We start from the raw sequence: 25,971 nt of genomic DNA, 5'->3' as shown, positions 1-25,971 counted from the left end.
TCTTTAGATTATCAAAGCTTTTTTCGTAGTCCCCATAAAAATTAACTTGACCCCTAAAAACCGACCAGCTGCTGTACCCTGAGCCATTGCAATATCATCTGCATGCAGTGTTGATGCTATTATCTTTACAAGAACTTCCGTTTTCTTCAATTTCGGAAAGGAGATGTTTATTTCCCGTATTTCGTTAGGAACATTACCAATTGTTGGCTTTTTGATTAATCCGAATGCTTTTATCATGGGGTTTCTTTTTATTTTACAATTATTGCTTGTTAACTTTTGCCACAACGTGGCCTGCGAATCCATACATTTTCCCAAAAAACTTTCCTTCCTTGTCGAATAGATATTCTTTTTCAAATTCTTCAGGTGTATAATGTCTTGATAGGGATAAGCCATTTTCTTCAAGAAAGGCCTCCGCTTTTCCTTCTTCAATACCAAACTTGAATTTCTCACCTAAATTACTTGCCGATTCACTAAGTTTATCAGCACCATATGAATTGCTTGTACCATCAATAACGGACTTATAAAAATAGTCAAATGCTATTGTATTCCCTGCTCTTGATTTTAGTTGTACAACGTCTAAGATTTCCTTTACCGCGTATTCTTCAATATACATAGTCACTCCCTCCCATATGAACAAGGTCTTTTTTGCAGGGGTATATCCCGCATCGCAAAGAACCTCCCATAAATAATCTTTATCAAAATTTATTGGAGCATACGTAAGCTCTTTTGGAGATTCAATTTCAGCATTTCTTAAAAAGGATAGCTTTTCGTTTTGAGTTGTGGGCACATCCAATTCATATATTTGTGTGTCATGCAATAAATTTTGGAACCTGATTGCTCGTGTATCATAACCAGCTCCAAGAATAACAATTTGAGGTATGTTTTCTTTTAGCGATTGAACAAATATTTCATCAAAGAATTTGGTTCTTGCGGTAATATATTCGTAAGAACCAGGCACTTTATCATGCAGCTTATTAATGAAAATATTTCTAAAAAACCCAAACGATAGAAAAAACTTTGCTTTAGGGGGCAAGAATACCCGAGCCAGATTGTCACATCCTACAGAATCACTCCTTTTATCCTTTGTAGCAAGAAATCTGTAAATTGAGGCCATTAATGCAGTATGTGATGCTTTCTTCTCGACACGGATACTTTGTTCTGAATTTTTCATAGTTTTATTGGATCAGTTATTTATAATATCTTTTTTAATGTTGTCCTGATAACTGCAATTAGAATTTAAATCCAAAATTTAAACTGGGTTCAAAATTGTAATTTGGAGTACCTTCTTCTGTCAATAGCTTTCACAAGTAAATAAATCCAGTATAGCAAGCCATAGCATATCCAGTAAATTATTCTGCCTATTGTTGTGTGTTTTACCATGGTATTTTCATGCATTTTAAATTGTATTCAAATGTAAATTACTTCATAGCTGCACTTGTATTTATTGTAGTAAGCCATAAAGAATTATAGTAAGTGGTTTGTAACATGGGGTAAATGGTTCATGTTTGTGGTGAAATGCTTTCTGGCTAGGTATCTATTGATCATTTTCTAGAAATTGTTATTTGATTATCGAATTACCTGAGCCGAAATAAGCTTTAGATTTAAATCCCTTATTTGATTCAAAATGCCGTGGAATGCCGATTCATCTACAACATTCCCACTCAAAATAGTATTGTTACCCTTTCTAGTAATTGAAAGGCCTTCAAACCAACTTTCCCATTGCTGACTGATTTTTCCCTTTATTATAATTTCAACTTTCATGGCGTTTTCATAATTATATTTTTTTATCATTTTCTGATACAAAGTTGGGGAGTTGTGAGCAAAAAAAAATCATCCCTGAGGATGATTTTGAAGGATGATTTTTTATATGTGATTTATTTTGAAGCAAGCGATATTCCTTGCTCCTTGGCTTTTACAACTGCTTCAATGCGATTTTTTGCATCAAGCTTTAAAAGTATATTTCTAACATGGGTTTTAACTGTGGTAATTGAAATAAACAACTCATCTGCAATTTCTTGGTTCGAGAGATTATCTGCAATAAGTTTTAAAGTCTCAAATTCACGTTTACTTATATCGGAGTAATTCTGGTTCTTAATTGCTTTTTCATGCTTTGCAATTAACACTTTTAGTTTTTCTATATATTCTTTGGGTATATTATGTTTTCGTGTTGCAAGAATTTTAAAAGTATCCTGCAGGAGGTTTTTAATTTTATCAATATAATATAAAAAGTACATCATTATTCTCTCTCCTGAAGCAACTTCCATAGATTTTATAAGACATTCTTTTGCTTCCTCAACATTTCCCTGCTGGTCAAATATTAAGGCATAAATCACTTGAATCTCAATAATTCGTTCCAAACGATTAGCCTTTGTAGCAAGATAATTAATCTCATCCAATTTATTTTTAGCTTCGTTAATCTCACCAATAGTTATTAGATAATGTACATAAGGGATGAATGCATGTTCGTTAAATAAGGTTATTTCAGTTTCAGAGTTTATATTGTATTTTTGAAAAAAGGCGTTAACCTTCTGAGAATCCTCCGTTTCAATAAGAATATAGCCTTTCCATACCTGATAGAGTACTATAAAACCTGGTGGCACCGTATTCTTACTCATTAACTCTTCCAAATCCTTTAATTTACTTAAACATTTTACCCAATCATTTTTACCGTGGTGAACAAAAGACAGAACAAACAAACCAAGAAACTGGTGTGTTATATTAGATTCTTTTAGAGAGAGTTCATAACCAATTTTAATATACTCTTCGGCTTTTTCAAAATCCCCCCACAAGTAGTATATCATCGAAAGTGTTGTGTATAAGCTAGAGTATATCCAATCTACCTTAGTTAATTCAGAATACCCCTGTTCCTTAATATATTCCAATAGTTCAGTGCAATTTTTGAAAGATAAAACATATCTACCCATGCGATGTTCACATGATGCAAGTTGAATGGCAATTGTTGATACCAGATATATATTCCCTGATTTTTTACCATAATTAATAGCAATTTTAAAAGATTCTATTGCATCCGGAAGATTATAGAGCCCCATATCTTTTAAGCCCATTGAGTACCATGCCCAACTACACCATAACGAATCATCCTCAGAAAGACATTCCATAGCAATAGATGAATACCTTTCAAGTTTTGCAAATTCACCCATTGTGTTTTGTAAAATTGCCTGAGCAACCGCTATTCTGCCTTTCAATTTTAATACCTTTTCTGCCTTGGGGGAGTCTGTTAACTTTTCTTCAATTTCAATTTCGGCTTTACTTAAATAGGGTAGAGCATTGGGAGCCTGGCCTGAATGTATAAGCACCCATGAATAATACAAAGAAAACTCTGGATTGCTGTATATTTCATCATCTGGCAATAAATTTCCATAAGCCAGCAAGCTACTATGCTTGCCTTTGGCCCATAAATTGGCAGAAATTTGATTTAACAGTTCCAAGCTTCGTTGAAAGTCTTTTATTTCTATAGAATGTTGAATTGCATTTTCAATCATTTCTTTGCTTTCGTACCAATTACTTGCTTTTTTGTGTAAAGCAAAGGATTCATTATTTTTACCTACAAGTCGATTTAATAACAGCTGTTCAAATAAATGATGATACCGATACCATTTCCTTTCTGCATCTAAGGGAACAACAAACATGTTATTATTTTCAAGATGTTCAATTATTTCCTGACTATTATTTATGTCAAGTACAAAATTACACAGCGAGGCATTAAAACGCTTTAAGATAGATGTACGCAAAAGAAAATTCCTTAATTCTAGTGATTGCTGTTGAAGGACTTCTTCAATCAGGTAATCCATTATATAACGATTATCTCCTTTCAACTTATCCACAAACCTACTTACATCTTCTTTCCCTTGTAGTGATAAACCTGTGAGCTGGAGCCCTGCAATCCATCCTTCGGTTTTAATTTCAAGAATCTTGGCATCTTCAATAGATATTTTGATATTCAAACATTTTTTAAAGAAATCGTAAATACTATTTGCGATAAAACATAAATCTGATAAACGGATATCTGTAACCAAATGTTGACTTCTAAATCTTGCTACTGGTATTGAAGGATCTGCGCGTGTTATTAGAACAACATGAATATTATCTGGAAGGTTTTCCAATAAAAAGGACATTAGATTATTGATATCTTTATTTTCAATCAAATGATAATCATCAAATACGAGGTATAAGCGATCCTTTATCTCGTATAAATCATTTATTATATATGTGGCTACTGATTCGAATGAAGAATTACTGTTTGATTCCAGTAATTTTTCTGCCTTTAAGCAAAGATTTTTATAGTTTGATTGAATTCCTGCAATAATGTATCTCAAATAAGTAACAATGTCATTATCTGATTTGTCAAGCGAATACCATGAATAAGGTAAACTACAATGGTCAATCCATTGACTTATTAAAGTACTTTTACCGTATCCTGCCGGAGCCGAAACTAAAGTTAATTTCTTTTCTTTACCACTTTCTAATTTATCGATAAGTTCCTTCCTAAATATTAATTTAGAAGTAGGGTTTAGCTTATTTAGTTTTGTTTTTAGCATACATACAAAATAATAAAAAATTTAGAAATCAGATCCTGTAATCAGAAAAGTTAGATACCTTTCTCTAAAAATGTCGGCAAAAAAACAAGTATAAGGAAGCGAAGCGATGGTAGTGGTAAGGGCTGGAACACTCTTGCTTTGTAAGTTGGTTATCCTTTTACCAGGTTAAATTCACCTTGGGTGGCACACAATATTGAAGGCATGGTACTACTTGCAATGTTTATACAAAGTTATGCGTTCGGCTTTTATATTTTAGTCTTTAATTCCATTGCTTTCAAATCATATATCAGTATCTCATTTTTATCCGTCTTGTCGTACTTTCCATTTGAGTTTGAATCATAATGTCCCGTTACTGTTATTGTGCCAGTCATTTTATTAGTTGTCCAAGTTCGAACAAAGAAACTAATATCAGTCAATTGCGTTTTTTCTTTCCCATCAGTTGAAAGTATAATAATCTGCTGAGGGTCACTCCAATCAATTTCTTTGTCTCCATCAAGATTAACTGTCTTTGCAACAAGAACAATCTTGTTAACATCAAGCTCTTTAATCAGTATTTGCTCAATCGACATGATATAGGAATCTTTTGGCAAGTCAATCTGTTGCGTTTTACCATCAATTGTATTAATGAAAAGTAAATATTTGCTTTTAGTCTCAATTTTTCCGCGATTCTGAATTGAAGCAATCACATATTCAGTCTCCTCTATTTCTGTTAATTTATCGAAACTCACATAGTTGTATTTATCTTGTCCGAACGTTATACCAGAAATTAATGTAAGTAAAAGAATCAATAGTTTTTTCATTGCTTTGGGTTTGAGTTATTTCTTTTTAATATCCGTTTCTTGAAAATCAATAGAACAGTAAACAGAAGAGCACAAGTCAGAATCCAAATTTTCATTGTTGTTATTGATTCACATAAGTCAACTCCTGTTACTAATGAAATACAATCTTCAGGATTATCAATTTCATATTTTAGGCTGACCATTGTATTAAAAATCCCAAAGATATTTAATGGAATCCCTAATCCAGATAAAGTCAACACGATATAGTATATTGTTTTTCTCAGTGTTTAATATTTAGTACTTCGGTTCTCAGCTGACGCACAACGCCTGTGTACAGACCATTGCTTTTATTTCTACTTTATCTTAATTTAAAAAGTGTTCTTATCAGCCCAAATAGTAGGAATAACAACACTTATACACTCTCAACGCATTTTGATGATGTTTTTAAGCAAAATCAGTAATAGAAAACTCACTATCTAAAATTAATCTGTGAGGATAGAAAGGATAGACAAATGAGTTTTCATATTTGTTTTATTTGCGTGCTGCTAATATATGAATAATAATTTATGATGAACTGTTATGAAAACACTTAGTTCTTCATTTATTTAGAAGTTGGTTTTTATATGAACTGTGGTTTTGGTGTGTTAGCAATAGCGGTTTTTTAGCCCCATACTATGCCAATGTTATTAATCACCACCAGAAAAACAGGTGCTAATAGGCAGAAAAAATAAAAAGCACTGTTATCGAATGACCATTCAATGGGGTACATTTCCAAATAAACTATCTTTGCATAAAATCAATAGCTATGTTTATCACTAGAAATATGAAGATGGCAGATGCCATTCACCATAATCACCTCTTATTGCCAGTCATCAATCGTCTGGGTATTCATTTGGGATTTGGCGACCAAAGCATAGAACAGCTTTGTGAGGATAAAGGAGTAAATATCGACTTCTTTTTGATGATAGTCAATGCTTTTCTCGATCATGATATCAATAAAGCCATGAAGCTGGATAGTGTATCGGTAGAACAGGTAGTCAACTATTTAAAAGCGACCCATCAATACTATTTGGAGCGGATAATTCCAGAAATAGAGAATAGAATTAATGCCTTAATTCAACATTCCGACATCAATCAAAAACAGTTCCTATTGGTGAAAAACTTCTTTGAGGAGTATAAAAATGAATTCTATACCCATATCAAGCACGAAGAGCAATCCATATATCCTTATGCCTTGAAAGTGAATCAAGCAAGAAACGAGGGAAATCTTAAACCTGAATTAAAAAAACAAATACAAAAAGAACCCATAGATAGCTACGCGGAGGAGCACTCTGATATCGAATCCAAACTTTTCGATTTAAAAAATATCCTCATCAAATATCTTCCAGAAAGTAAAGATAGCTACTTGAGAAATCAGGTTTTAAATGCGCTATTTAAGCTGGAAAACGACTTAAACGACCACAGTAGAATAGAGAATATGGTTTTAGTCCCTATGATTTCTGTAATGGAAAATGAACTCTTAAAAAGCTGCTAATATGATTATTCTAGCCCTACCTGCTTTTATCACACGCAAAGGATTAGAGTCTTTGTTTCGAGAACTTTGTACCCAAAAGAAAATCTTGAGTACCGGAACTATTGAGGAACTAAATAAATGGATAAAAACCCAGGAACCCAGCTTGGTTTATGCCCATTCAAGCTTCATTCCAAACTTACACATTTCCTTTCACCGAAAAGATTCTTGTAAGGTCATCCGCATCATCGATCTCAAACCAGAGGAGCTTTCTGATGAGGCTTTTCAAACAGATATTTTGTATTTAAATGATGAGGAACAGAACATCATCAAAAACATCAAACGCAATATTGCCTTAACGGAAAAAGTAAAAGATGGAGACACAGAAGAGTCTGGATTAAGTGAAAGGGAAAAAGATATCGTGAGAGAAATTGCTTTAGGCAAAACCAATAAAGAAATTGCCGACGATTTATTTATCAGCGCCCATACGGTCATCACCCACCGCAAGAATATCACCAAAAAACTCGGAATCAAAACCGTTTCTGGCTTAACTATCTATGCCATACTGAATAAACTCATTCAAATGGAGGAGACTTAAAATGAAACCTTTACGATTTAGTTTTACACTCCTATTATTATGCATGATGCTGTCATTGATAGCAAAAAACCCAAATGAGCAAGCCATTGTTATTAGAGTATTGACCTTTAATATTTATCATGGAGAAACCATGAATCATGATTTCGACCTAGATAAAATTGCTAAAGTGATCAATGAATCGGGTGCCGATTTTGTGGCCTTGCAAGAAGTCGACTTTAAAACCAATCGAGCCCATAATCTTGATTTAGTAACAGAACTAGCTTGGAGGTGTGAGGTGCAAGGCATATTTGGCAAAGCCATGGAATACGATGGTGGCGAATATGGGGAGGGTTTATTATCGAAACATAGCTTTCTAAAAACTATCAATCATGCACTCCCTTGTTCCGATGGCAACGAACCAAGAGCTGCTTTAGAAGCCATTATCATCCTTCCAACTGGCGATACCATTTCCTTTATTGCTACACATTTAGATCATTTAAAAGAAGATACGGATAGAATTTTGCAAGCAATAGAAATCAATCGCATATATACAAATACCAGATACCCTAGCATTTTAGCAGGAGACTTAAACGACACTCCAAATAGCAAAAGCATCAATACTTTAGAACATATTTGGACTGCAAGTTATCATTCCACAGAAACCTTAGCCACTTATCCTGCCACATCTCCTCAGGAAAAAATAGATTATATCATGTACCAGCCTGCTCATCAATGGAGAGTACTTAAAAGCGAAACTATTTGTGATACGATTGCATCTGACCATTGTGCTTATTTGGTAACTTTGGCGTTGATTAAATAAAGAAAGAGGCTTGAAGTTCGAAGTAGGAAGCCTGAAGTGAAAATCACACAAGATATAAAATTGAAAACATGAGATACTTGCTCCTCCTTTTTGCCCTCCTCAGCTTAAATAGCTTTGCACAAAAATTTGACAACATGGCACAAACCCCACCCATGGGTTGGAATAGCTGGAACTTTTTCGAATGCGATAGCGTAAACGAGCAGGTGATTATGGATATGGCCGATGCCATGGTTTCCACCGGAATGAATGAACTGGGCTATGAATATATTGTGATTGACGATTGTTGGCAAATAGCCAGAGATAAGTATGGTGTTATCATAGTTGATTCCGCGAAATTTCCATCAGGAATTAAACATCTTGCCGATTATATTCATGCGAAAGGCCTAAAATTTGGCATCTATTCCGATGCCGGTACACATACTTGTGGCGGAAGGCCAGGCAGCAAATCCTTCGAAGAAATAGATGCCCAAACCTATGCCAATTGGGGCGTAGATTATCTAAAATACGATTGGTGTAATACAGAAGGTCAAGACCCTGTGGAATCGTATACTTTAATGCGTGATGCACTATATAACGCGGGTCGACCTATTGTTTTTAGCCTATGTGAATGGGGACATGCAAAACCTTGGCTGTGGGCCGACACTGTAGGTCATTTATGGAGAACAACTTTAGATATTACCGACCGTTGGGATGGAAACAGATGGGGAAATCAATTGGGATGGACAGAAATTTTAGAGCACCAAAATGGCTTAGAAAAATATGCGGGACCCGGTCATTGGAACGATCCGGATATGCTAGAAGTCGGAAATCCAGGATTGAGTATTAATGAAGCAAAAGCACATTTCACCATGTGGTGTATGTTGGCAGCTCCACTTATTTGTGGGAACGATTTAAAAAATATGTCACCTGAAATTGCAGCAATTCTCATGCAAAAAGACATGATTGCTATCAATCAAGATCGTCTGGGTCAGCAGGGTTTTAAAATTTATGATGAAGGGAATTTCGAAATATGGCAGAAACCATTGGCCAAAGGACAAATAGCAATATGTTTGCTGAACCTTGAAAATCGTGAGAAAGAATTCCTATTAGATTGGAAAAAAATATCGATCAAGGATTTTGAAGGCCTTTACAGCGTTCAACCCATTTGGGAAAAGGATGGAATGATAGATACAGAGTTCGTTTTAGACCTAACCATTCCAGCAAGAGATGTGATCGTATACATACTGTCAAAAGAGTAAAAATGCAAGAAGAGTATTATAGCCAAGTTCGTTTTAAAGGAGAAAATTTCACTGAAAAAAACCTACAAAAGATGGAGTTCGAATCCTGTGTTTTTGATTCCTGTCAATTTTCGAATATGGATTTAAGCGAAGCAAAATTTGAAAGCTGCGAGTTTAAAAGCTGTGACTTGAGCAATGTTAAACTACTAAACACCAGTATTCAAGGGGTACATTTCCAAGATTGTAAAATGATTGGGCTTTTATTCGATGATTGTAATGCTTTTCTTATGCAATTTCAATTTACCAATTGCACACTTAATCTTTCCTCTTTTTATGCTCTCAAAATTACCAAGACAAAATTCACAAATTGTAGCCTACAAGAAGTGGATTTCACCAGCTGTCAGTTGCAGGAATCTAAATTCCCCAATTGCGAATTGAGTGGTGCCGTATTTGAGAATACCAATCTCATGAAAGCAGATTTCAGATCCGCAACAAACTATTTAATTAGCCCCGACCACAATAGAATTAAAGGAGCCCGGTTTTCCTTAGAACATATCACTGGATTACTTCAGGGTTACGGTATTCGTATTGAATAAATCATGAGATGACAACTTATATATCCATACTCAGAGGAATCAATGTGGGAGGCCATAGAAAAATCATCATGGCTGAGCTTAGAAAGATGTATGAGCAGCTGGGTTTTAGCCAGGTAAAGAGCTATATACAAAGTGGTAATGTGGTATATGAGTCGAATCAGAAAATGAGTTCCACAGAGCTTGAGAAGCTGCTCGAAAATAGTATTAAAGAAACTTTTGGTCATGAAGTACCGGTGCTTATTAGAACCTCAGAAGAATGGGAAATGGCTATAAAAGCTAATCCCTTCCTTAATGAAGAAAGCAATACTGATAAGCTATTTATAACTTTTCTCTCTGAATCACCCTCCCCAGAATTGAAAGAGGAGTTATCAAGCATGGACTTCTCCCCTGACCAGCTTAAAATCATAGATAAATGCGTCTATTTATATTGCGAAAGGAAATATCATGAGACCAAAATGACCCATTCATTAATAGAAAGAAAGCTTAAGGTAAAAGCAACCGCTCGTAATTGGAAAACCATTATGAAATTAAAAGAACTGAGTCATTAATGGAATCTTATTAAATTGAAAAATCCTTAGCTTCAAAAGGCTTCGCTTTTTTTATACTCCCCAAATCATTGGTTATATCAAAAAGATTAACTTTGGCCATTCAAGAAAAAAAATCAAATCATGAGAACGATACTATTATCCTTTTTAAGCATTATTACGGGATTGTTAATGGCACAAACTGCCGATAAAAGCGATTGGAAAGGAGGAGTCCCCGAAGGATGTACTTCAGTAACTGTAGGGAAATTGGCCAGTTTTGATGGTTCAGTAATGACTTCTCATACCGATGATAGTCACAGAACACGCTCATGGGTGGATATTAAACCTGCGCAAAAGAAGAATCCGCAAAAAGAAATGAAGATGTATAAAAGAGTGGCTTGTGATTCTTTCAATATGCCCACTTATGCACATAAAGAAATAGGCAGTATTCCTGCGGCTAAATCTACCTATCAGTATGTAAATACTGCTTACGCTAGTATGAACGAACACCAATTGGCCATTGGAGAATCTACTTTTGGCGGTAGAGACGAATTACAAAGTGATGAAGGGTTAATCGATTGTCAGAGACTTTGTATCATTATGCTGGAAAGATGCACCACTGCTCGTCAGGCCATCACTGTAGGAGGAGCTTTATTAGACAAATATGGTTGGAACGATGTGGGAGAATGTTTAACCATTGCCGATCCTCAAGAAGTTTGGCATTTGGAAATTGTTGGTCCTGGAAAAGGAAAAACAGGTGCGGTTTGGGTAGCTCAAAGAGTTCCAGACGATCATATTTCAGTAAACGCCAATGCTTCCACAATAAAAGAAATTGATATAGAGAATACCAAAGACTTTATCGCCAGTGAGAACATTTTCAGCTTAGCCAAAGAAAAAGGGTATTGGGAGGAGTCTAAACCCTTCAAATTCAACTATGTTTATGCTCCGAAGAGCAGATTATCTCTAGCTTCTCGTAGACGAGAGTGGAGAGTATTTGAGTTGGCAGCCCCTTCGCTAAAATTAGATCCTAATGGACAAGATTTTCCTTTCTCTATAAAACCAGACACATTGGTTTCTTTAGAAAAGATGGTTGAAATCTTCAAGGATTATTATGAGGATACTCCATTTGATATGTGCAAAAATATGCTAGTTGCTGACGATAGTGGCAAAATGGTAAAATCCCCTTTAGCCAATCCTTTTATGCCCTATGATGCCAACAAACTTCACAAAGTAAACGGTGGCTGGGGATGGTTAGGAGAAAGAACCATTGCGCGTTGGTATACCATGTATGGAACTATTATTCAGTGCCGAAGTTGGTTACCCAATATGATTGGCGGAGTAGAATGGCTTGCCATGGATAATATAGCCTCCTCTATTTATATTCCTGTTTATGCCGGAACTACTGACTTGCCAAAAAGTTATAAAACTCCGGGTCGCCCCAATGGATACACCCATGAATCGGCTTGGTGGGCCTTTAATAGAATGGGCACTTTAGCTTCTCAACGTTGGGGAGATATGCGCCATGATATTGATGAAGTATGGCTTCCTATGCAAGAAGAACTCTTCCAAAATCAAAACAGCTTTGAAGCAGAAGCCCTTAAGATCTATCAAAAATCTCCAGAAAAGTGTAGCGAATTCTTAACAGACTATACCAATAAATGGGGTAATAAAGTAGTGGATGATGCCTGGAAATTGGGCGATAAATTATGGACTAAATATGATGAGAAGTTTTAGGAATTTGTTGAAGATAGTTTCACAAAAAAAACAATCCTAGCATTTATTAGGTCTAGCCAAAATAGCTGAAGAAAAAGCCATTGAAGAATATGAAGGTGCAGCAATGCCCTATATAAATAATGAATAGATTAGGATTATGAAAAACGAGAACATACAATCCCTATCAAATAACTTTGAGGACCATTCACACACTACCGAAAATGGCATAGAATTTTGGTTCGCACGCGATTTACAGCATCTGTTAGGTTATTCGAAATGGGATATTTCATTAAACCAATTATCAAAGCTAAGACCGCTTGCGAAGCTAGCGAAAACAGTATATCAGACCATTTTGCCGACGTCGGGAAAATGGTCTCCATTGGCTCGGGTACTCAGCGTGAAATTCAAGACATAATGCTTACTCGTTATGCTTGTTACTTAATTGCTCAAAATGGCGACACTCGTAAAGAAAGCATTTCATTTGCATAAAATTACTTTGCAATGCAAACACGTAAGTTCGAACTTATCGAAAAACGGATAAAAGAATGGGAACGCTTACAAGCGCGACAAAAATTAACGCTATCCGAGAAAGAACTTTCGGAACTTATTTATGAGCGAACTGGAAATGATAGAAACTTTGGTTCAATAAGAAGAAAAGACTATTTGTACTATTAGTCTACAAACAAATTTAGTTTCTCTTTGCTTCATAGAAGACCTGTCCAACCCTCTCTATGTGCTCCTTAAGACTCTCATTTGAGATATGAGAAAAAATAGAAATATCGAAAGAATAAGGAAGCAATAAATCGTCAATATCATTCTCGATTTGATGTAAAATAGTAAGAGTTAAATCATATCCAAAGCAGCTTAAATCAATATCTGAACCATTGCGATAATTCCCCTTAGCTCGGGAGCCATAAACAATTACCTTTTCAAGTGGAGTGTGTTTTTCAAATACACTACATATAAGATCAATAGTATCTTTCTTTAATCCAAATTTCATTAAATAATTTCTTTAGATTTTATCTGTTCCAGTTTATCTTTAAGCTTTTTAAATTCAGAGTAATAATCAGATATAACTGATGTTAAAATCTCTTCTGCAACTACTTCATTATAGGTATGCGATGAATTATTTCGACTTTTTATCATATCCATCCAAATATCTCCAGCCTCAATCAGCTCATATTTAAAAGCCTGACGGGTGGCATCTTTCGACCCATAAATCTCATGATTTCCTTGGTAATTCAAGAAATCTTTTAGCGTTTTCCAGGCCAATTCATGAGTAAATTCAAATGCTTGTATCAAACCTTGTTCTTCAAGCTCACTTAAGGTCCTTTCACTTGCTAAGTGTACAGCTTTTTCTAATTGAGTGAATGCTTTGGTATAATTATCAAATCTTTGAATCCACCTGATATCTGATTTTCCCATATGTATAAATTCTCATACAAAACTAACTAATTTTTAAATATATACTAGGTGAATATTACAAAGGACTAACTCTATTATCATCAACAGCTGTGGTATCGATATTTGATCAACATCCTACTTCACAAAACTCAAATCAATCACTCCAAACAAATGCAAACTGGTGAAAATGATAATCACGAGGATAAACCAACGAATATAACCGGCTCCTTTTTTTACCGCTAGCTTACTAGCTAACAAAGCTCCAGTCACAGTTCCAATAGCTAAGGTGAAACCCATAGCATAATTGATTAAATCGTGATATATATAGACCACCAAAGAAAATACCATATACATTCCAACAATTAGAACCTTGGCAGCATTGGCTTTTACCAACTCGTAACCCGCTCCCCAAACTAAAGCAGCCAAAAGAAAATAACCCACTCCTACTTGAATAAATCCTCCATAGACTCCTATAAAAAAGAACAAAACATATTGTTTCCAAGTTAGTGGTTTATTTACCAATTCGGTGTTTTCTTTAACCCAGCTTTTGGGTTTATAGAACATAAAAAAGAGCATGACTAATAGAATAATCCCAATGGCTTTCTCAAAAATATCCTTCTGGATATCCACTGCCAACCAAGCGCCAAAAAAGGAACCCATAATTGCAGGAATAGATAATAAAAGAGACTTTTTTGAATCAAGAACTTTCTGCTTTTTAAAGCTACTTGTTGCGGCTATATTTTGCATGATAATGGCAATCCTATTGGTACCATTGGCCATCGCCGGGGATAAGCCCATCATCATCAATACTGACAGACTAATGGCGGAACCTCCTCCGGCCAAAGTATTTACAAAACCTACTGCTATTCCTGAGCCAATCAAAATAAGTCCTTCTATCCAAGTCATATCATCATTTTTGGCAAATGTAATTCCTTTTACTGAAACAATTTCGATGAAGAGAAAAGCACTTAATCAACTAGCATAATGCAGCTTAAATATATAACCTTTAAAATTCCTTAATTATATTCAAAATTCGACTTTCTCGAATAAATTCCATGCAAGCATAGTTTTATTTTATATATATTTGCCCTCCAAAACCTGATAATAAACATTAATAAAAACCACAATAATGGAAAGAATAACCGTAATTGGGGCAGGAAACGTTGGAGCTACTGCTGCCAACGTGATAGCTCATAAAGACATTGTAAAAGAAGTAGTTTTAGTTGACATAGTAGAAGGTGTTGCCGAAGGTAAAGCATTGGATATGTGGCAAACAGCCCCTATCAATGGATATAACACTAGAGTAACTGGTGTAACTAATGATTATTCAAAAACCGCAGGTTCTGGGATTATCGTTGTCACTTCTGGTATTCCTCGTAAGCCAGGAATGAGCCGTGATGATTTAATATCTACAAATGCTGGTATTGTAAAAACCGTTGTGGAACAAGCTTTAAAATATTCTCCAGATGCTATCGTAATTATTGTAGCCAATCCTTTAGATGTGATGACATATGCAGCATACAAAACTGCTGGTGTAGATTCTTCTAAAGTATTCGGAATGGCTGGCATCCTCGATACTGCTCGATATAGAGCATTCTTAGCTACCGAGCTTGATTGTTCTCCAAACGATATTCAAGCTTTATTAATGGGAGGTCATGGTGACACTATGGTTCCACTTCCAAGATATACTACTGTTGGTGGTATTCCTGTAACTGAATTGCTTGATGCAGACAAATTAGAAGCTATTGTTCAGCGTACTAAAGTTGGTGGTGGAGAACTAGTGAAACTCATGGGAACTTCTGCATGGTATGCGCCTGGTGCTGCTGCTGCTCAAATGTGTGAAGCTATTGTAATGGACCAGAACAGAGTTTTCCCTGTTTGTGCCTTGTTAAATGGCGAGTACGGACAAGAAGGCGTTTATTTAGGCGTTCCTGTTAAGTTAGGTAAAAACGGTATCGAAGAAATCGTAAAAGTCAACCTTAACAGTGATGAGCAAGAATTATTGAACCAGTCAACTGTTGCTGTTAAAGGTGTAATGAAAGTTTTAGATGATATGAAACTGTTCTAATCAACAAAACATATAAATAAAATAGCTGTTTCCAATCGGTATTTCTGAGGTGAAACGGCTATTTTTGTGTCTGAACTGGAAAACTCATTTTAAAAACGGAACCCTCACCTTCCTTACTCTCGACACTAATTTCACCTTTATTTAACTTCACAAACTCCTTAATCATCAGAAGACCAAAGCCGGTTCCTTGTTCATTTGCTGTCCCCGGTAAACTTTGAGACCTTTCACTACTAAATAAACCGGCCAATACTTCTTCACTCATTCCTATTCCACTGTCCTGAATATTGAGATGTATATTTGAACCATCCTCCATAGCTGAAATATGAATTACAGATTGAGAATAAGAAAATTTAATGGCATTGGAGATTAAATTTCGTAAAATAAGATCTAACATTTTACAATCGGCATATAGTTTAGAGTTGATCTGATTCTTTAGTTCTATTTTTAATTCCTTCTTTAATAGCGAAGCTGCCACCAACTCAATATTTTCTTTTATGATAATGTCAAGATCGCAGTCTTCAAATCGTGGTTTAATTTCTTGATGTTGTAATTTGGACCAACTGCTCAAGTTTGTGATTAAATCTTGGAGATGATTTAATGACCTGCACATAATTCCGAGAAGGGTATTTCTTTCTTCTTCTGTGTATTCATCAAAATTCTCTTTTAAATCGGCACTCACAGATTGCGCTGCGCCTAAAGGATTCTTGATATCATGCGAAATGATAGCTAAAAATTTTTCTTTCGTTGCATTAACTTTTCTTAGCTTCTGATTAACACTGGACAATTCTTTGGTTCTCTGGTCAACTAATTCTTCTATTTTCTTTTTCTGACTCTTCAATAAACTTATGCGATAATTGATACCTAAGAATATGAATACTAGAATAAGTAAAGCAAGCCCTATCTTAAACTCAAAGGTTTCCCAAAACATAGCATCCACCTTAAACTCTATTTTTAATGGAGCCTTACTCCAGCTTCCATGATGATCGGATGCTAGAATATCAAGATGATAAGTCCCTGGATCCAATCCATGAAAACCAATTTCATGTTCACGGCCTAGATCTATCCAACTATCATGTATTTCATTTATCTTATACCTATACCTATTCTGTGGTGCTGAAACATAATTGAGTGATGCAAATTCTAACTTAAAATACTCTATATCTGGAGGAATACTAAAGTTCAGAACAGAAAGGCTATCGTACTCAGGCTTAAACTCATTATTATTAAAAAAGATACCTGTTATAACCACAGGAAACTCCTCTTCTTCCTGATAAATATTTGAAGGATCGAAATAATTAAACCCATTAACACCTCCAAAATAAATAGAGCCATCTTTTGATTTATAATGTGCGGCAGTATTAAATTCAAGCCCCTGCAAACCATCATTAATTGAGAATGTAGAAACATGACCATTATCTAATTGATAACTACAAATCCCGCCATTAGAGCTAATCCACAAATGATTATTATCATCAAAAATAGTAGCATATACAAAATCATTAGGCATCCCATCATCCACAGTAATAAATCTAATTTCTTGATTGTTCATTTTCAAGAGTCCTTTATCCGTAGAGATCCAATAAATGCTATCAGGTGTTTGATTGATATGATTTATTCTAAGGGTTTTGAAATCAAAACTGGGATAAAACTTAGACCTGAAAGATTGAAAACCCTGCAATTCTTCATTAAATATTAGAAGACCTGATATATCACTTCCAGCCAATAACTGACCATTAAAATCTCGATAAATATTTAATATATTTCCATAGACCAGTCCTTCATCTATCTGATTACCATACAAAACTGTTTCTCCACTAATTAATTGGCGCCTTAATATTCCATTATAAGCTCCACACCAGTAAACTGAATCACCATCATTATAAATATCAAATATCCAATTATAATAACTTCTGCTTCTATCACATCCTGTCCATTCGCAAGCAATATCCTCTAGTTTATTATTGGCCATATTTAACTTTTTCAGACCTCCACCTTCTGTACCTAGAATAAGGGAATTCTCTTCATTGGGAAATTGTTCTATGCAATATACAATATCACGTGTTAGTATAGGACCAAACATTTTGGTTTCCTTATCCATTTCAATCAACCCATTATAACCTCCGACCCAAACTGACTCTTCATTTTCAAAAAACGCCCTAATACTCATTAAGTAAAACTGATACTCCAATTTTGTATTAACCAATTGAAATAAATCCTTTTTGCGGGGTAAAATGAAAGCGCCTTGACCATTAGTACCTAGCCATAAATTTTCATGGGAGTCAAAATACAATGTCTTTTTATCTACTTCTCTATAATAAAAAAACTCTCGATGTTCAGGATAATAAGTAAAAGTATTTTTAGAAAAATCAATACTAGCGATACTTTGAGAAGTGGTGACTAACCATAATTGATTATCTCTGCTTTCAAACTTTCTCACTTCAGAGAAAAAAGCTTCCTTTTCATGTGTTTTCAATAAACCATAATAATCTGTAAATGGACGGAATTGATTGCTTCCCTTTTCTTTGACAAAAACATTAGGAATATGAAAATCAGAATAGTTTGGATTATTATCGGCTATCCAAATATTATGCTCATTATCTTCATGAATGTCAGAAATTTGAAAATCCTCGTTCCCATTTGGAAAATCGGGCAATACATAAGACTCTATCTTATTATTGATATACTGATATTTAATTACAATATTTGATCTACCGGCTAGCCATATATTGCCCTTATCATCTATTAAGATTTGCGAAAATTCAAAATTTACATCATTTAACTCAACTTTAATAATCTCGTCTGTTTCTTCCTTTTTAAGGAATAAACCCTCAGTACTTGCAATCCATAAATTCCTATAATTATCAAACTCTATATCATTAATAATGGTAGTGTTTTGGTAATTGTGAGGAAGTTGTAACCTGGAAGCTTTTTCAGTATAGCTATTAAATTTATTAATACCAGTTTTTGTTAACACCCAAAGCAGACCGTTTTTGGAGCAAACTATTTTGTGAATTTGATTATTGTCTAAGCTACTTGAATCGTTAAACTCATGCCTAAATATTTTCACATGGTACCCATCGTATCTATTAAGCCCATCTAAAGTTCCAATCCAGATAAAACCTCTTTCATCTTCTACAATATCCGATACCCGACCTTGGCTCAACTTTTCATTCAAAGGAATTTTTTTGGCAGCGATAGGCTCTATTTTATAGCTTTTTCCTTTCTGTGCATAACTCATAGAGACATGTAAAAGTAATATTAGAAAAAACCCAAGCCATTTAGTATGATTACACCAAATCTTCAACCTTCCAAAATCGTTTAAGTAACATGCTCTCATAGATGATCTAAGGTAAGAAAAAAAGCCCAATGAGGGCTCCTTATTTTTGTTTAAATTTGACTAAACCTTTAAAAAGGACGAAGATGAAAAAAATAGTTGTTCTAAGCGGTGCTGGAATGAGTGCTGAAAGTGGCATCAGTACTTTTAGGGACTCCAATGGACTTTGGAGAAACTATAGAATGGAGGAAGTGGCAAGTCCCAATGCATGGGGGGAGAATATGGATTTAGTATTGGAATTTTATAATCTCCGTAGAAAACAATTATTTGAAGTAGAACCCAATAATGGGCACCAAGCTTTAGTGAAATTAGAAAAGCATTTTGATGTAGAAATTATTACACAAAACGTAGACGACCTGCATGAAAGAGCCGGCAGTTCCAGTGTTCTACACCTTCATGGAGAATTGAAAAAAGCAAGATCTACTGTTGATGAATCATTGGTTTATGCCCTCGACCACTGGGAATTAAAAAAAGGAGACCTCTGCCAAAAAGGGTCTCAATTAAGACCACATATTGTATGGTTTGGTGAGGCTGTTCCAGGGATTAGCCAAGCAGCTGAGATAGTTCGGAAAGCCGATATCATGCTTGTTATTGGAACGAGTTTAGCTGTCTATCCCGCTGCTGGCTTAATCAACTTTGCCAAAACCAATGCCCTCATTTATTATATCGATCCTAATGCTCAGGGGTATTCTTTTAAAAAAAATATAAGCTGCATAGCCAAAAAAGCAGGCGAAGGCTTACCAACACTAATTAACAACTTGATAAAGTGTGAAGTAGACCAAATAATAACATGAGAATTTTTAAGATCTTATAGCACCGAAAATAATTATATTTGCAGCAAATTTTATGGCAATGAAAAAACTATCTAGTCTATTATTAATCCTTGTATTAATAGGATCAATATCCTGTAAAAAAGATGAAACCAATACTCAATCAGAACAATTAGCTATAGATACTGAGTTAATAAATAAGTACCTAACTGAAAATGATCTTACTGCAAAGATGCATAGCTCAGGCCTACAATACATTATTTCGAAGGAAGGCAATGGAATTCACCCAAATAGTGGTAGTACTGTAACGGTTCAATATTCTGGTTATCTATTAGACGGAACTAAATTTGATAGTGGCACAGCAACATTTCCTTTGTCCAATGTAATACAAGGGTGGCAAGTTGGTATTCCTTTATTTAAAAAAGGAGGAAGAGGCAGGTTATTTATACCAAGTTATATGGGATATGGCATTTCAGGCTCCTCTAGTATCCCCGCAAATGCTCCTCTTATTTTCGATGTATACCTGATTAGTTTCCAATAATGAATATTATCATTCCCAAGAAATACCAAGCTCTTGCTTGGTTGATATTGATAAGCTCCATTGTCCGTATTATATTAGCCTATTGGATTGAAATGGGGAATGATGAAGTGTATTATTATACCTATGCCGCATATCCTGGATGGAGTCATTTTGACCACCCTCCAATGATTGGCTGGGTTATTCAATTGTTTTCTCTAGGCTCCTATCTTCAGTCGACTCTCTTAATGAGAGCCTCCTCCATTTTTTTTGCTGCTGTAAATACATGGTTGATCTTTGAGCTAGGTTGTAGGATAAAGAATGAAAAAACGGGTTGGTATGCAGCTATTCTCTATACTTCTTCGCTATACACTAGTCTAATTGCAGGTGTATTCATCATGCCCGATACTCCTCAGCTTTTCTTCTGGATTTTTTCTCTCTTTTTAATGATAGATATTCTTCCCGATAAGGATATGGTGAACTCCAATAAAAGACGTTTTTTACTCTTAGGTTTGACCATAGGCCTAGGAATGATTTCAAAATACACTACCCTCTTTTTATGGCCAGGTATTTTTCTATATATTCAATTTTATAATAGAAATTGGTTTAAAAGCCTGAGCTTGTATGCGGCTGGAATCATTAGTGTCATTGTATTCTCCCCAGTTTTAATCTGGAACTACATGCACCATTTTATAAGCTTCACCTTTCATGGTGATAGAGTGGGAATGGGGAGTCAAGGCATTCGTTTCGACTTTATTGGAACCGAAATTTTAGGTGAATTTCTTTACCAAAACCCAGTTGTATTTTTACTAGTGTGGATAGCAGTTATCTATGGGTGGAAAAATAAGGGAAGCTTTCTGGAAAAGAAGAAATTCCATTTCCTATTATTCCAATCTCTACCTATGATTGGAGTATTTTTATTTGTCTCTCTTTTTAGAAAAACCCTACCTCATTGGACTGGACCAGCTTATGTTAGTTTACTACTAGTGGGTGCTGCATTTCTAAGCAGAAAAAATAATGGCGAATTGAAAATGTTTCCTCCTATAATTAAAGCCTCAATTATAAGTATCTTCTTTATCTTGATTATAGGTGGAGCTCAAATTAATTATGGACTTTTTGATTTGAAAAAAATAATAGGAAATGACATTTCATTAGACATGTATGGTTGGAGACAAATGAAACAGCCATTCAAAGAAATTAAGGAGAAAGCAGAGCGCACCAAGATGATTCAAAAAGATGCCCCTTTAGTCAGCTTCAGATGGTTTCCGGCTGCACATTTAGATTATTATGTGGCTTTGCCTAACAATACCCATGTCTTAGGCTGGGGAAGCTTGGAAAGAATTCACAAATATGCTTGGATGAATGAAAAAAGAGGAGGCTATCAATTGGGAATGGACGCTTGGTTTATCAATATGGATAACGATTTATTCTCCATGGATTTCACAAAAGATCATTTTGAAACTGTTATTCCTTATGATACCATTTCAATAAGTAGAAGTGGTAAAATGGTAAAGCAAGCCTATGTTTATATCCTCAAGGATTTAAAGAAAATCCCTTATAATGATTTTCAGGCTTTCATGAAAAAGAATGAGGAAATAAAGAAATGAAGGAATAAGGGAATAATAAAAATTAGTTAAACCATTCAAACATTGCATCATTCAAGTAAAGCATCATTCACTCAATAAAAACCAAACCCTCTATTGAATAATAAGCTTTTGGATATTTCCTTTCTGATCTTTCACCAAATAAACACCACTTACTAATCCATCTAAATTAACTTCTTGCACCTGATATTCTTGGATTAATAATCTTCCATTAATGCTATAAATTTCAATATTGCTCTGATGACTAAGGAATAAACTTCCTCTAGAATTCGGATTTGGATAAATATTTAATGATTGATTAAACACATATTCATCTATAGCATCTACAATATTTGAAAAGCCTGGAGTAGGAATTGAATAGAATTTCCATACCTCCTCTCCATCAGCAAAACGACCTTGTGAGATATCAGTAGTTTGCTCCCCATAAACCAAAGTATCTAAAGGGAAATGTCCTGTATTATCGGCATCAAAAATCCCAATCTCTTCTCCGCTTTTGCTCAGCTTGAAATTAGTATGCTTGGTTCCTTTGTCCACATCGCCATCTGCCCAGAATAACACAAATTCGTCTGGCACTAAGGTAATACTTGGCATTCTCCATTTACTTTCATCACTTAAATTATCAGTAAGGTATTTATCTCCCAAATAAACTGGAGTATTATCGGCATTATATACTTCTATCCAATCGCTAGAATTACCATACTCATCAGTAATGGTGGTATCATTACTGGCCATAAATTCATTTATTTTCAATAAGGGCATTTGAGATTCACGATAATGATAGAGAATGGCATCGCAAGGTTGCAAAGTCAGATTTGTAGCACTCTTCGCTGCTAAAACCTGATAGCGAATTTGAGTTCCAATAGGTATTTCCTCAATTTCATTGGCAAAAACACCATCGCCTGCTTCTATATCACTGTGGTTTCCATCATCAAACATTTCAAGTTCTTCTTCTGCTCCATCATTTGCCGTAAATATAAGCTTAACGCTAGTTACTGCTTCTCTTACATAAGCTCTTACTCTTAAATCTTCACCTCCATCCTTGGCTTTATATCTCACATGATTGATCACAGCTTGTTCTTCAAAACTTTCTAATTGCTCTAAAGTGGACTGCTTTCGCGTTTCTATATAAGGAAAAAGCCCAACTGGGGTATGATCATCTATCCCATAATAATAGGAATTATTAAAATCATCTATAGAATATCCATAATCTAAAGGATAGTAAGGATCATTGGCCACATAGGGAGTAATCATTTCTTTAATGGCTAAGATTCTCTGTGTGAAATCCTCATTCACCACATTATTCATTAAATCAGAAGTATATTGGGTATAAATGGCTCTTAATTCCTCATTGGCCATCATTTTGGTATACAATGGTCGTGGCTCGCCATGCTTGGCCCAATCGTACATATCTCTAGTATTCCAATCACGACCCATCCAATCAATACCCAAAGTATTGTCTAAATCATAGGGGATGTATTCTATTCTATTGGAGGATGAATTATAATAAAGATAGAAGTTGTTTTTATTATATAATGGTCCATCCCAATTACCTAAAAATACATCTGTTGCAATTACTCGCAAATAATCATAAACATTGAATACCTTTTGAATTTCGCAGGCAAAAACTTCATTTGGCAATTGATTTAATTTGGTAATGAAATTGGCTATATCAGAATAATCATCTTCTGCCACATTGGTTTTTAAATCATAAGCCCTTCTATCGCCTTGCTCAAACTTATAACTATTGGGGTTCGTACCTTTATAATCCAAATCGGCTGGCCAAAGGCATTTATAAAGGTTTCCATTCATGTTTTCGAAACGAGAATCCACAAAAACCTCATCAATATGTTCTACTTGTATATAAAGTCCATAATAATTGCCATTAATATAAACCTCCACATGATTGGCTCTTGAACCTGGAATTCCAAAGCTATTCATTAAATCCCAGCCAATTTTAGATCTGATAATAGAAGGATCATTATGTTCCCCGTTGAGATTAATTTTCTCAAGTCCATAAAAGTCTCTTCCCGATTCAAAAGTATTGAATGATAATTTGAAAGACTTTTTCCAAGAGTTTCGAGAAGTATTTCCTCTTAACCTAAAACCCACATTACTCAATGTTTCTTGTAATGTATCAGTGGTAAATTTAAACTCGCATGTAAACTCCTCATAACTGTCTACATTCTCGTATATCCAGTCTAAAGTATCAGGATCTATGGTAATATCAACTCGAGGGACCATATCATCTCTAAATACGGGGCCTAAATCAGGGAATGCAGATTGTGATTGTAAAGTACTCACAGAAAAGAGCACAAGTAGGCTTAATAAAATTGCATAAATACGGTTCATATTCTTGGTCTAAATGGTGTATTGAAACTTTAGCAACATCGCTTTTTAGATTTCAATTCATAAAAAAGTTCCAGATTGCGAAAGTAAATGTATTAAATCGAAAGCAAAGATAATTGTTTTTAGGAAATGATATACAGGCTTATAAAAACAAAAAGCGCCACAAAACAAATGTTTTGTGGCGCTTTTATCAAAGTATTTTTATATTATAAAGCAGCTAATGCTTTTTCATAATCTGGCTCGTCTACAATCTCAGGAACTTGCTCAGTATATACTACTTTACCAGTCTCGTCAACTACAACAACTGCACGGCTCAATAAAGCTGCCAATGGTCCATCAGCTATTTCACAAGCATAATCTTTTCCAAAACTTCCATAACGGAAATCAGAAAGATTAATCACATCCTCTAAACCTTCAGCACCACAAAAACGTGCTTGAGCAAAAGGAAGATCTCTTGAAATACAAAGTACTTTAGTGTTTTCTAATTTACTTGCTTCTGCATTAAATTTTCTAACTGAAGCTGCACAGGTACCTGTATCTAAACTTGGGAAGATGTTTAATACTAATCTAACACCTTTATAATCTGCTAAGCTTTTCTCGCTTAAATCTACTGCTACTAATTTGAAATCTGAAACTTGCGTTCCAACTTTTGGTAAATCACCAACTGTATTGATTGCGTTACCCTGTAATGTTATTTGTGCCATAATTTTAATTTTTTTATTTGATGTGGCAAAAGTAAAACTAAAAATCCAATGTAAATTTTAAAAAAATCATAAATTTTGGAATCGTAATACCTAAATCTATCCAAATTTACTTATTCGTTCCAGTTCCTTTGGCTTTAGTATCTCCACTTCTCTCCCCTTAAAAGATACAATTCCTTCTTCTTCGAATTGTTTAAGATGTTTTGAAACACTTTCTCTACTAATTCCTACCAAATAAGAAATCTCATTTCTGGATAGGTGTAAATGAAAACAATTAGATTTATACACTTTCAATGAGAAATAGAGCAAGGCATCTGCTACCTTTCCATATATTTTCTTTTGATGTTGATTTACAAAACGATGAAAGGTATTTAAACTATCTCGGCTTACGGTTTCTAGAATTTTATAACTAAATTCCCCTTTTTCGTTTAATAGCTTTTTAAACACCTCTCTATCGAAGAAACAAATATCTACATCTGTTAAAGCTTTATATGAAAAATGATTAAGGCGATCTCCAAATAAGGAATGAAGACCCAAATAAGCTTGTTCATTAATTAACTTGATGATATATTCATGGTTACCAGTTTCAGTAGTTTGATATTCTTTCACCAGTCCCGATCTCAGATAGATGATATGTGAAGTTAGAGAACCTTCAGACATAATCATTTCACCTGCGTTAATACTGACCGCACTACATGTGGAGTTTAATACTTCTAGTTGACTGGGGTTTAAATACAATACAGAACTCGTAACCTTATCACAGTTTTCACAACCTGGATTCCTCATTTATAATTCGCTATTTCTTAAGAAATTTGTTTTGCACAATACGATATGCATTTGTTTTGCATATCGACATATAATCTGCAAATTTACTATATAACTGAAGTTTCGCACCGTTATATACTGAGCATTTTAGAGAAAAAATGCAGCAT

At 34.7% G+C, this 25,971-nt stretch carries 25 protein-coding genes; 13 read left to right on the top strand and 12 right to left on the bottom strand.

Going from position 1 to position 25,971, the window contains the following annotated elements; all coding sequences use genetic code 11:
• Window positions 1–3: 3 nt before the first annotated feature.
• The 5 genes from HNS38_RS16150 to HNS38_RS16130 form a co-directional block, all read right to left on the bottom strand.
• Entirely contained in the window at window positions 4–237 is a 234-nt protein-coding gene (locus HNS38_RS16150) for a hypothetical protein (protein ID WP_172346715.1), read from the bottom strand.
• Between the two features lie 22 nt (window positions 238–259).
• The gene (locus tag HNS38_RS16145; protein WP_172280795.1) at window positions 260–1,171 is read right to left on the bottom strand and encodes an SAM-dependent methyltransferase; all 912 of its coding nucleotides are present in this window, start codon (window positions 1,169–1,171) and stop codon (window positions 260–262) included.
• A 395-nt stretch (window positions 1,172–1,566) separates the two neighbouring features.
• On the bottom strand, window positions 1,567–1,791 hold the full coding sequence (locus HNS38_RS16140; protein ID WP_216663750.1) for a hypothetical protein: 225 nt from the start codon (window positions 1,789–1,791) through the stop codon (window positions 1,567–1,569).
• An 83-nt stretch (window positions 1,792–1,874) separates the two neighbouring features.
• A complete protein-coding gene (locus HNS38_RS20590; RefSeq protein ID WP_172280797.1) occupies window positions 1,875–4,559 on the bottom strand; it encodes a LuxR C-terminal-related transcriptional regulator in 2,685 nt (894 codons plus the stop codon).
• Window positions 4,560–4,804: 245 nt separating this feature from the next.
• Window positions 4,805–5,359, bottom strand: a complete 555-nt coding sequence (locus tag HNS38_RS16130) for a hypothetical protein (RefSeq protein WP_172280799.1) — start codon at window positions 5,357–5,359, stop codon at window positions 4,805–4,807.
• Between the two features lie 39 nt (window positions 5,360–5,398).
• On the opposite strand from HNS38_RS16130, the gene HNS38_RS16125 reads away from it, so the two are divergent.
• From HNS38_RS16125 to HNS38_RS16085, 9 genes are all read left to right on the top strand, one after another.
• Window positions 5,399–5,605, top strand: a complete 207-nt coding sequence (locus tag HNS38_RS16125) for a hypothetical protein (protein ID WP_172280801.1) — start codon at window positions 5,399–5,401, stop codon at window positions 5,603–5,605.
• Window positions 5,606–6,143: 538 nt separating this feature from the next.
• Window positions 6,144–6,872 (top strand): hemerythrin domain-containing protein, encoded by a 729-nt coding sequence (locus HNS38_RS16120; RefSeq protein ID WP_172280803.1) that lies wholly within the window; start codon window positions 6,144–6,146, stop codon window positions 6,870–6,872.
• A 1-nt stretch (window position 6,873) separates the two neighbouring features.
• Window positions 6,874–7,446: a LuxR C-terminal-related transcriptional regulator gene (locus HNS38_RS16115; RefSeq protein ID WP_172346714.1), complete on the top strand. Its 573-nt coding sequence runs from the start codon at window positions 6,874–6,876 to the stop codon at window positions 7,444–7,446.
• A gap of 1 nt (window position 7,447) precedes the next feature.
• Window positions 7,448–8,245, top strand: coding sequence for an endonuclease/exonuclease/phosphatase family protein (locus tag HNS38_RS16110; RefSeq protein WP_216663749.1), 798 nt, complete (start codon window positions 7,448–7,450; stop codon window positions 8,243–8,245).
• 134 nt (window positions 8,246–8,379) lie between these two features.
• Window positions 8,380–9,483 (top strand): glycoside hydrolase family 27 protein, encoded by a 1,104-nt coding sequence (locus HNS38_RS16105; protein WP_253939382.1) that lies wholly within the window; start codon window positions 8,380–8,382, stop codon window positions 9,481–9,483.
• 2 nt (window positions 9,484–9,485) lie between these two features.
• A complete protein-coding gene (locus HNS38_RS16100; RefSeq protein ID WP_172280809.1) occupies window positions 9,486–10,058 on the top strand; it encodes a pentapeptide repeat-containing protein in 573 nt (190 codons plus the stop codon).
• A gap of 8 nt (window positions 10,059–10,066) precedes the next feature.
• Window positions 10,067–10,606 (top strand): DUF1697 domain-containing protein, encoded by a 540-nt coding sequence (locus HNS38_RS16095; RefSeq protein WP_172280811.1) that lies wholly within the window; start codon window positions 10,067–10,069, stop codon window positions 10,604–10,606.
• A gap of 120 nt (window positions 10,607–10,726) precedes the next feature.
• Window positions 10,727–12,316, top strand: a complete 1,590-nt coding sequence (locus HNS38_RS16090) for a dipeptidase (RefSeq protein ID WP_172346713.1) — start codon at window positions 10,727–10,729, stop codon at window positions 12,314–12,316.
• A gap of 213 nt (window positions 12,317–12,529) precedes the next feature.
• A complete protein-coding gene (locus tag HNS38_RS16085) occupies window positions 12,530–12,784 on the top strand; it encodes a hypothetical protein (RefSeq protein WP_253916321.1) in 255 nt (84 codons plus the stop codon).
• Between the two features lie 199 nt (window positions 12,785–12,983).
• Here the strand turns inward: HNS38_RS16085 and HNS38_RS16080 are convergent, their stop codons facing one another.
• The 3 genes from HNS38_RS16080 to HNS38_RS16070 form a co-directional block, all read right to left on the bottom strand.
• The gene (locus tag HNS38_RS16080) at window positions 12,984–13,295 is read right to left on the bottom strand and encodes a nucleotidyltransferase domain-containing protein (protein WP_172280814.1); all 312 of its coding nucleotides are present in this window, start codon (window positions 13,293–13,295) and stop codon (window positions 12,984–12,986) included.
• The gene (locus tag HNS38_RS16075) at window positions 13,295–13,720 is read right to left on the bottom strand and encodes a nucleotidyltransferase substrate binding protein (protein ID WP_172280816.1); all 426 of its coding nucleotides are present in this window, start codon (window positions 13,718–13,720) and stop codon (window positions 13,295–13,297) included. The genes HNS38_RS16080 and HNS38_RS16075 overlap by 1 nt, the downstream gene beginning before the upstream one ends.
• A gap of 114 nt (window positions 13,721–13,834) precedes the next feature.
• Window positions 13,835–14,605, bottom strand: a complete 771-nt coding sequence (locus HNS38_RS16070) for a sulfite exporter TauE/SafE family protein (protein ID WP_172280818.1) — start codon at window positions 14,603–14,605, stop codon at window positions 13,835–13,837.
• 223 nt (window positions 14,606–14,828) lie between these two features.
• Between HNS38_RS16070 and mdh the strand changes: the two genes are divergently transcribed.
• On the top strand, window positions 14,829–15,767 hold the full coding sequence (gene mdh, locus HNS38_RS16065) for a malate dehydrogenase (protein ID WP_172280820.1): 939 nt from the start codon (window positions 14,829–14,831) through the stop codon (window positions 15,765–15,767).
• A gap of 58 nt (window positions 15,768–15,825) precedes the next feature.
• On the opposite strand, the gene HNS38_RS16060 is transcribed toward mdh, so the two are convergent.
• Window positions 15,826–19,005 carry a sensor histidine kinase gene (locus tag HNS38_RS16060; protein ID WP_172346712.1) on the bottom strand — a complete coding sequence of 1,060 codons (3,180 nt, stop codon included), beginning with the start codon at window positions 19,003–19,005 and terminating at the stop codon, window positions 15,826–15,828.
• A gap of 182 nt (window positions 19,006–19,187) precedes the next feature.
• Between HNS38_RS16060 and HNS38_RS16055 the strand changes: the two genes are divergently transcribed.
• From HNS38_RS16055 to HNS38_RS16045, 3 genes are read left to right on the top strand one after another with little or no spacing between them, the layout of a single operon-like run.
• A complete protein-coding gene (locus HNS38_RS16055; RefSeq protein ID WP_172280713.1) occupies window positions 19,188–19,895 on the top strand; it encodes an NAD-dependent deacylase in 708 nt (235 codons plus the stop codon).
• A 58-nt stretch (window positions 19,896–19,953) separates the two neighbouring features.
• Window positions 19,954–20,412 (top strand): FKBP-type peptidyl-prolyl cis-trans isomerase, encoded by a 459-nt coding sequence (locus HNS38_RS16050; RefSeq protein WP_172280711.1) that lies wholly within the window; start codon window positions 19,954–19,956, stop codon window positions 20,410–20,412.
• Window positions 20,412–21,995: a glycosyltransferase family 39 protein gene (locus tag HNS38_RS16045; protein WP_172280709.1), complete on the top strand. Its 1,584-nt coding sequence runs from the start codon at window positions 20,412–20,414 to the stop codon at window positions 21,993–21,995. The genes HNS38_RS16050 and HNS38_RS16045 overlap by 1 nt, the downstream gene beginning before the upstream one ends.
• A 90-nt stretch (window positions 21,996–22,085) precedes the next feature.
• On the opposite strand, the gene HNS38_RS16040 is transcribed toward HNS38_RS16045, so the two are convergent.
• The 3 genes from HNS38_RS16040 to HNS38_RS16030 form a co-directional block, all read right to left on the bottom strand.
• Window positions 22,086–24,341: a CotH kinase family protein gene (locus HNS38_RS16040; protein WP_172346711.1), complete on the bottom strand. Its 2,256-nt coding sequence runs from the start codon at window positions 24,339–24,341 to the stop codon at window positions 22,086–22,088.
• A 203-nt stretch (window positions 24,342–24,544) separates the two neighbouring features.
• The gene (gene tpx / locus HNS38_RS16035; RefSeq protein WP_172280704.1) at window positions 24,545–25,042 is read right to left on the bottom strand and encodes a thiol peroxidase; all 498 of its coding nucleotides are present in this window, start codon (window positions 25,040–25,042) and stop codon (window positions 24,545–24,547) included.
• Between the two features lie 96 nt (window positions 25,043–25,138).
• Entirely contained in the window at window positions 25,139–25,825 is a 687-nt protein-coding gene (locus tag HNS38_RS16030; protein WP_172280702.1) for a Crp/Fnr family transcriptional regulator, read from the bottom strand.
• Between the last annotated feature and the right edge of the window lie 146 nt (window positions 25,826–25,971).

The organism is Lentimicrobium sp. L6 (assembly GCF_013166655.1).
Classification (GTDB): Bacteria; Bacteroidota; Bacteroidia; order Bacteroidales; family UBA12170; genus UBA12170.
This window is presented reverse-complemented; position numbering and strand designations above follow the sequence as displayed.

Excerpts from the sequence above, each read along its gene's own strand:
- HNS38_RS16150 (WP_172346715.1), bottom strand. The coding sequence starts at position 237 with ATGATAAAAGCATTCGGATTAATCAAAAAGCCAACAATTGGTAATGTT.
- HNS38_RS16145 (WP_172280795.1), bottom strand. The coding sequence starts at position 1,171 with ATGAAAAATTCAGAACAAAGTATCCGTGTCGAGAAGAAAGCATCACAT.
- HNS38_RS16140 (WP_216663750.1), bottom strand. The coding sequence starts at position 1,791 with ATGATAAAAAAATATAATTATGAAAACGCCATGAAAGTTGAAATTATA.
- HNS38_RS20590 (WP_172280797.1), bottom strand. The coding sequence starts at position 4,559 with ATGCTAAAAACAAAACTAAATAAGCTAAACCCTACTTCTAAATTAATA.
- HNS38_RS16130 (WP_172280799.1), bottom strand. The coding sequence starts at position 5,359 with ATGAAAAAACTATTGATTCTTTTACTTACATTAATTTCTGGTATAACG.
- HNS38_RS16120 (WP_172280803.1), top strand. The coding sequence starts at position 6,144 with ATGTTTATCACTAGAAATATGAAGATGGCAGATGCCATTCACCATAAT.
- HNS38_RS16115 (WP_172346714.1), top strand. The coding sequence starts at position 6,874 with ATGATTATTCTAGCCCTACCTGCTTTTATCACACGCAAAGGATTAGAG.
- HNS38_RS16110 (WP_216663749.1), top strand. The coding sequence starts at position 7,448 with ATGAAACCTTTACGATTTAGTTTTACACTCCTATTATTATGCATGATG.
- HNS38_RS16105 (WP_253939382.1), top strand. The coding sequence starts at position 8,380 with ATGGCACAAACCCCACCCATGGGTTGGAATAGCTGGAACTTTTTCGAA.
- HNS38_RS16100 (WP_172280809.1), top strand. The coding sequence starts at position 9,486 with ATGCAAGAAGAGTATTATAGCCAAGTTCGTTTTAAAGGAGAAAATTTC.
- HNS38_RS16095 (WP_172280811.1), top strand. The coding sequence starts at position 10,067 with ATGACAACTTATATATCCATACTCAGAGGAATCAATGTGGGAGGCCAT.
- HNS38_RS16090 (WP_172346713.1), top strand. The coding sequence starts at position 10,727 with ATGAGAACGATACTATTATCCTTTTTAAGCATTATTACGGGATTGTTA.
- HNS38_RS16080 (WP_172280814.1), bottom strand. The coding sequence starts at position 13,295 with ATGAAATTTGGATTAAAGAAAGATACTATTGATCTTATATGTAGTGTA.
- HNS38_RS16075 (WP_172280816.1), bottom strand. The coding sequence starts at position 13,720 with ATGGGAAAATCAGATATCAGGTGGATTCAAAGATTTGATAATTATACC.
- HNS38_RS16070 (WP_172280818.1), bottom strand. The coding sequence starts at position 14,605 with ATGACTTGGATAGAAGGACTTATTTTGATTGGCTCAGGAATAGCAGTA.
- mdh (WP_172280820.1), top strand. The coding sequence starts at position 14,829 with ATGGAAAGAATAACCGTAATTGGGGCAGGAAACGTTGGAGCTACTGCT.
- HNS38_RS16060 (WP_172346712.1), bottom strand. The coding sequence starts at position 19,005 with ATGAGTTATGCACAGAAAGGAAAAAGCTATAAAATAGAGCCTATCGCT.
- HNS38_RS16055 (WP_172280713.1), top strand. The coding sequence starts at position 19,188 with ATGAAAAAAATAGTTGTTCTAAGCGGTGCTGGAATGAGTGCTGAAAGT.
- HNS38_RS16050 (WP_172280711.1), top strand. The coding sequence starts at position 19,954 with ATGAAAAAACTATCTAGTCTATTATTAATCCTTGTATTAATAGGATCA.
- HNS38_RS16045 (WP_172280709.1), top strand. The coding sequence starts at position 20,412 with ATGAATATTATCATTCCCAAGAAATACCAAGCTCTTGCTTGGTTGATA.
- HNS38_RS16040 (WP_172346711.1), bottom strand. The coding sequence starts at position 24,341 with ATGAACCGTATTTATGCAATTTTATTAAGCCTACTTGTGCTCTTTTCT.
- tpx (WP_172280704.1), bottom strand. The coding sequence starts at position 25,042 with ATGGCACAAATAACATTACAGGGTAACGCAATCAATACAGTTGGTGAT.
- HNS38_RS16030 (WP_172280702.1), bottom strand. The coding sequence starts at position 25,825 with ATGAGGAATCCAGGTTGTGAAAACTGTGATAAGGTTACGAGTTCTGTA.